Genomic DNA, 6,209 nt, shown 5'->3' with positions numbered 1-6,209 from the left:
GAAAAAAGCGATCGTTCGCTCACTTTTCAGGCAAATTGCACTTAGATGTTTAATTTTCGCCTGGTTTTCAAACAAAAACGAGCCCAAAAGGGCTCGTTTTCTTCTTTTGTGATTTACTGCACTGCCACAATTCGCTCATCTTTCACCACAAGCTGCACCGGTTTGCCCGGAATCAGCTCGCCAGAAAGAATCTGCTGCGCCAGCGGGTTTTCAATCTGCTGTTGAATAGCGCGTTTCAGTGGACGCGCGCCATACACCGGATCGTACCCGTTTGCGCTGAGCAGCTTCAACGCGTCGTCGGAAATGCTTACAGCATAGCCACGCTCTTCCAGACGTTTATACAAACGCTGCAGTTGGATCTGCGCAATAGAAGCAATGTGTTTTTCACCCAACGGATGGAACACCACCACTTCATCAATACGGTTGATGAATTCCGGCCGGAAGCTCTGGCTAACCACACCTAACACCAGCTCTTTCATGTGGCTGTAATCCAGATCGCCAAAACGCTCCTGGATCAAATCAGAACCCAGGTTGGAAGTCATAATGACGACCGTATTACGGAAATCAACCGTTCTGCCTTGCCCATCGGTCAAACGACCATCGTCCAGTACCTGCAACAGAATGTTAAACACATCCGGATGCGCTTTCTCTACTTCATCCAGTAGGATAACGGAATAAGGGCGACGGCGGACCGCTTCCGTCAGATAACCGCCCTCTTCATAACCAACATATCCCGGAGGCGCACCGACAAGACGTGAAACGGAGTGTTTCTCCATAAATTCCGACATATCGATACGTACCATTGCATCGTCACTATCGAACATAAAGTTCGCAAGGGACTTACACAATTCGGTTTTACCCACCCCGGTAGGCCCGAGGAACAGGAACGAACCGATCGGGCGATTCGGATCAGACAGCCCAGCGCGGCTACGGCGAATAGCGTTAGAAACGGCTTCGACAGCTTCATCCTGGCCAATTACCCGATGGTGGAGGTCATGCTCCATTCGCAGTAATTTTTCGCGCTCGCCTTCCATCATTCTCGCTACCGGGATGCCGGTCCAGCGCGCCAGCACGTCTGCAATTTCCACATCGGTTACACGGTTACGCAGCAGACGCATGGTTTTACCCTCGGTCTGAGTTGCGGCAGCCAGCTGTTTTTCAAGCTCCGGTATTTTCCCGTACTGAAGTTCCGACATGCGTCCTAAATCACCATTACGTCGCGCTTGCTCCATGGCAATTTTGGCCTGCTCCAGTTCCGACTTAATGGTTTGGGTTCCGGAAAGGGAGGCTTTTTCAGCTTTCCACTCTTCTTCTAATGATGAGTACTGGCGTTCTTTATCTTCCAACTCTTCATTAAGCATTTCGAGCCGCTTGATACTGGCTTCATCGGACTCTTTCATCAGCGCCCGCTGTTCCAGTTTGAGCTGAATAATACGGCGATCGAGTCGGTCGAGTTCTTCCGGTTTCGAGTCAATCTGCATACGAATGCTGGACGCCGCTTCATCAATCAAGTCGATGGCTTTATCCGGCAGTTGGCGATCGGCGATGTAGCGATGTGACAGCGTCGCCGCCGCAACAATTGCCGGATCGGTAATTTGCACATGATGATGCAGTTCGTAACGCTCTTTCAGCCCACGCAGAATCGCAATGGTATCTTCCACTGTCGGCTCGGCCACCAGCACTTTCTGGAAACGACGCTCCAGTGCCGCATCTTTCTCTATATATTGGCGATACTCATCCAGCGTGGTAGCGCCAACGCAGTGCAACTCACCGCGCGCTAACGCGGGTTTCAGCATGTTGCCCGCATCCATTGCACCGTCGGCTTTACCAGCACCGACCATCGTATGCAGCTCGTCGATAAACAGAATGACATTGCCTTCCTGTTTCGACAGATCGTTCAGCACACCTTTTAAACGCTCTTCAAATTCACCGCGATATTTTGCGCCAGCAACCAGTGCGCCCATATCCAGCGCCAGCACACGGCGGCCTTTCAGTCCTTCCGGCACTTCACCGTTAACAATACGTTGCGCCAGCCCTTCGACAATCGCCGTTTTACCGACGCCCGGTTCACCAATCAGCACCGGGTTATTTTTGGTACGCCGTTGCAGTACCTGGATCGTACGACGAATCTCTTCGTCACGACCGATAACCGGATCGAGCTTGCCTTGTTCGGCGCGCTCAGTCAGATCGACGGTGAATTTTTTCAAGGCCTGACGTTGGTCTTCGGCCCCCTGGTCGTTCACGTTCTCTCCCCCACGCATTTGTTCAATCGCCTGGGTCACATTGGCGGTTGTCGCACCAGCAGATTTAAGCAAATCCGTCAGCGTACCGCGTGATTCAAGCGCCGCCAGAACGAAAAGTTCCGACGAGATAAAGTTGTCACCTCGCTTTTGCGCCAGCTTGTCGCAAAGATTAAGTACACGCACCAGATCCTGAGAAGGCTGCACGTCGCCACCGGTGCCTTCCACCTGTGGCAAGCGGCTCAGCGCTTGTTCAATCGCTGTGCGTAACTGACCGGCGTTCACGCCAGCAGAGGTTAATAAAGGATGAATCGAACCGCCTTCTTGATTCAGTAAGGCGCTCATTAAATGAAGAGGTTCGATAAATTGATTGTCGTGCCCGAGTGCGAGCGACTGGGCATCGGCGAGAGCAAGCTGGAATTTATTGGTAAGACGATCCAGACGCATAACTCCTCCCATAACAGGTCCAAATTGCTACTGGAGATTAAATGAGGTCATCCCTCAATTATTCAAGGTGAATGACCTGAATTATGCGAAAGAAAACCTACGCGTACTGGATCGTCTTGATTCTTTAGGTTATATCAGCCAAATGAAACTTGCCATACGCCCGGTCGTCTTGTCCCGGCGGTATGAGAAAAAATCATCCTTATCGCTGAAGGTGCAGCGATCACCGCCAAACACGTGCTGTACGCCTACGCTCGCCAGGCGCTGGCGAGCAAGCTGGTAGATATCAGCGAAATATTTTTCACCGTGGGGATGAAAAGCGCTGTCGGCCTGCGGATCGTGCGCTATGAACGCTTCGCGAACTTCTGCACCAACTTCAAATGCTTGCGGCCCAATCGCCGGTCCCAGCCACGCCATGAGGCTTTCCGGTTTATCGGCGAAACAGGCAACCGTCTGTTCCAGCACACCCGCACATAAACCACGCCAACCGGCATGGGCAGCACCAACTTCAGTGCCAGCCTGGTTACAAAACAAGACCGGTAAACAGTCGGCGGTCATCACCGCACAGACTGTACCGGGCGTGTTGCTGTATGACGCATCCGCCCGTTTCGACGCATAGGGACCACCGCTGAGTTCGAGCACGTCAGTGCCATGAACCTGTTCAAGCCACACCGGCTTCGAAGGCAAACCGCCCGCTGCGAATACGCGCGCGCGATTCTCTTCCACATGCTCAGTATTGTCCCCGCAATGTGCACCAAGGTTCAGCGAATCGTAAGGCGGCAGGCTAACGCCGCCAACACGCGTCGAGCTACAGGCCGCCACACCTTTTGGCAGCGGCCAGTCCGGGAGGATCAGTTTGGTCATAACCAGGCGACATCGTCCTTATGGGTTTCAAAATCAGCGCGCATCGCATCAATCAAATCAACCATGTCTTGTGGAATCGGCGCATGCCATTCCATTTCGATACCACTGATGGGGTGGTAAAGACGCAGCATGGTGGCATGCAGAGCCTGGCGATCAAACTTGCGGAGTGTATCGATAAACTCGTCCGATGCGCCTTTCGGCGGACGCGGACGGCCGCCATAGAGCTGGTCGCCCACCAGCGGGTGAGTAATATGCGCCATATGCACGCGAATCTGGTGCGTACGGCCTGTTTCCAGGCGCAAACGCAGGCGTGTATGCACACGAAAATGTTCCATAATGCGGTAGTGTGTCACCGCCGGTTTGCCCATCGGATGCACCGACATATGGGTACGCTTAGTCGGATGGCGGCTGATGGGTTCTTCCACCGTTCCACCGGAAGTCATATGCCCAATCGCTACCGCTTCGTATTCACGCGTGATTTCACGCAGTTGCAGCGACTCCACCAGCCGCGTCTGAGCGGGTACGGTTTTCGCCACCACCATCAAACCGGTAGTGTCTTTATCCAGACGGTGGACGATGCCTGCGCGCGGAACATCCACAATGGGCGGATAATAATGCAACAAGGCATTAAGAACGGTGCCATCAGGGTTACCCGCGCCCGGGTGTACGACCAAGTCGCGCGGCTTGTTAATGACAATAATGTCATCGTCTTCATAGACGATGTTAAGTGGAATATCCTGCGGTTCAAAGCGCGCTTCTTCTTCGATTTCCGCGTTGATAGCAATGAGTTCGCCACCCAACACTTTCTCTTTCGGCTTGTCGCTGACAGCGCCGTTGACCAGCACGCGCTGGTCGAGAATCCATTCTTTTATGCGCGAACGTGAATAATCCGGGAACAATTCGGCCAAAGCTTGATCTAAGCGTTGACCGAGTTGGTTTTCGGATACCGTTGCGGTGAGTTGTACTAGTTGTGCCATAGACAGCTTCTTCGTTAACGTTGGGTTTTACGGCTTCGCCGTTTAATATAGTGTGCTATTGTAGCTGGTCTTAGTCGGGAGCAGGAATAAAGAATCTCCCGCATAAACATTCTGAGGAAAGTCTAAACGTCATGACGCGCTTGAAATATCTGGTGGCAGCCGCCACGTTGAGTCTGGCTTTGGCAGGTTGCTCCGGTTCAAAGGAAGAAGTGCCTGATAATCCGCCAAACGAAATCTACGCGACAGCTCAGCAAAAGCTGCAAGACGGTAACTGGAAGGCGGCAATAACGCAACTGGAAGCACTTGATAATCGTTATCCGTTTGGTCCTTACTCACAACAAGTGCAGCTGGATCTGATTTACGCGTATTACAAAAATGCCGATCTGCCGCTGGCGCAAGCCGCGATTGATCGTTTTATTCGTCTGAACCCAACCCATCCGAACCTCGATTACGTGATGTATATGCGTGGGCTGACCAACATGGCGCTGGATGACAGTGCTCTGCAAGGGTTCTTCGGCGTAGACCGTAGCGATCGCGATCCGGCGCATGCCCGCGACGCATTCAAAGATTTCTCCAAACTGGTGCGCGGTTACCCGAACAGCCAGTACGTCACCGATGCCACCAAGCGCCTGGTGTTCCTGAAAGATCGTCTGTCGAAATATGAACTGTCGGTTGCAGAATATTACACCGATCGTGGTGCCTGGGTTGCAGTAACCAACCGTGTAGAAGGTATGCTGCGTGACTTCCCGGATACAAAAGCGACACATGACGCCCTGCCGCTGATGGAAAAAGCCTATCGTGAACTGCAGCTCAACGCGCAGGCGGATAAAGTGGCGAAAATTATTGCGGCGAACAGCAATCGAACCTAATTGACCTGATCGCCTGAAATGCAAAACGGCAGCCTACGGGCTGCCGTTTTTTATTCATTTTATCTATCACTAAAGCGGTTTAGCCGCAATCCATCCTATCAACTATGACTGCTAATGGTGGCTTAGACAAGGTAAATTTGCCCTCTTCCTGCCCTGCCTCACAAAACCCCTTCATTGACAAAAAGTGACAAAATAATGTGATTTAAATCACACATTTTGACATTATGGACGGTATGCTGAAATCACCAAGACGGAAAGACAAGAGGTAAAATTTATGACAATGAACATTACCAGTAAACAAATGGAAATTACTCCGGCAATCCGCCAGCATGTCACAGACCGTCTCGCCAAACTGGATAAATGGCAAACTCAACTGATTAACCCGCATATCATCCTGTCGAAAGAGCCACAGGGCTTTATCGCCGATGCAACAATCAACACACCTAACGGGCAGCTAGTTGCCAGTGCGAAACATGAAGATATGTACACTGCAATCAACGACTTGATTAACAAGCTGGAACGGCAGCTTAATAAAGTGCAGCACAAAGGTGAAGCACGTCGCGCCGCAACATCGGTGAAAGACACAAGCTTTGTTGAGGAAGAAGAAGAGTAGTCTCTACATTGAGCCCATCCCAACGCGCCCACGGGCGCGTTTTTTATTGACAGAGCGAAAACAGTACGGGTACTGTACTTCGGTCGCACAAAGGAAAACTCCATGAAACTTGTTCCGTTCTTCTTCGCATTCTTTTTTACCTTCCCCAATTAGGGAGGCGATTCGTTTTGTGATAAAGAATGCGAAGACGAACAATAAGGCC

General features: G+C 51.6%; 6 protein-coding genes and 1 other annotated feature (1 of these 7 cut by a window edge). Of the genes, 3 read left to right on the top strand and 3 right to left on the bottom strand.

What is annotated here, in order from left to right:
• Positions 1-113: 113 nt before the first annotated feature.
• The 3 genes from clpB to rluD form a co-directional block, all read right to left on the bottom strand.
• Entirely contained in the window at positions 114-2,687 is a 2,574-nt protein-coding gene (clpB, locus tag E0L21_RS23040) for an ATP-dependent chaperone ClpB (protein WP_131413601.1), read from the bottom strand.
• Between the two features lie 129 nt (positions 2,688-2,816).
• Positions 2,817-3,548 carry a purine nucleoside phosphorylase YfiH gene (yfiH, locus tag E0L21_RS23035; RefSeq protein WP_131413600.1) on the bottom strand — a complete coding sequence of 244 codons (732 nt, stop codon included), beginning with the start codon at positions 3,546-3,548 and terminating at the stop codon, positions 2,817-2,819.
• Positions 3,545-4,525: a 23S rRNA pseudouridine(1911/1915/1917) synthase RluD gene (gene rluD / locus E0L21_RS23030; RefSeq protein WP_131413599.1), complete on the bottom strand. Its 981-nt coding sequence runs from the start codon at positions 4,523-4,525 to the stop codon at positions 3,545-3,547. Before rluD ends, yfiH begins: the two co-directional genes overlap by 4 nt.
• 131 nt (positions 4,526-4,656) lie before the next feature.
• Here rluD and bamD point away from each other — a divergent pair, with 131 nt between their 5' ends.
• From bamD to pheL, 3 genes are all read left to right on the top strand, one after another.
• Positions 4,657-5,394, top strand: a complete 738-nt coding sequence (bamD, locus tag E0L21_RS23025; RefSeq protein ID WP_131413598.1) for an outer membrane protein assembly factor BamD — start codon at positions 4,657-4,659, stop codon at positions 5,392-5,394.
• A 274-nt stretch (positions 5,395-5,668) separates the two neighbouring features.
• Positions 5,669-6,007, top strand: coding sequence for a ribosome-associated translation inhibitor RaiA (raiA, locus tag E0L21_RS23020; RefSeq protein WP_044489450.1), 339 nt, complete (start codon positions 5,669-5,671; stop codon positions 6,005-6,007).
• A gap of 101 nt (positions 6,008-6,108) precedes the next feature.
• Positions 6,109-6,209, top strand: a sequence feature (Phe leader region); it runs 25 nt beyond the window's last position.
• Complete coding sequence (gene pheL / locus E0L21_RS25130) at positions 6,110-6,160, top strand: pheA operon leader peptide PheL (RefSeq protein WP_189660115.1); 51 nt, start codon at positions 6,110-6,112, stop codon at positions 6,158-6,160. It overlaps the preceding feature by 51 nt.

Origin of the sequence: Kosakonia quasisacchari (assembly GCF_004331415.1) — a bacterium.
GTDB classification, from domain to species: Bacteria; Pseudomonadota; Gammaproteobacteria; order Enterobacterales; family Enterobacteriaceae; genus Kosakonia; species Kosakonia quasisacchari.
This window is presented reverse-complemented; position numbering and strand designations above follow the sequence as displayed.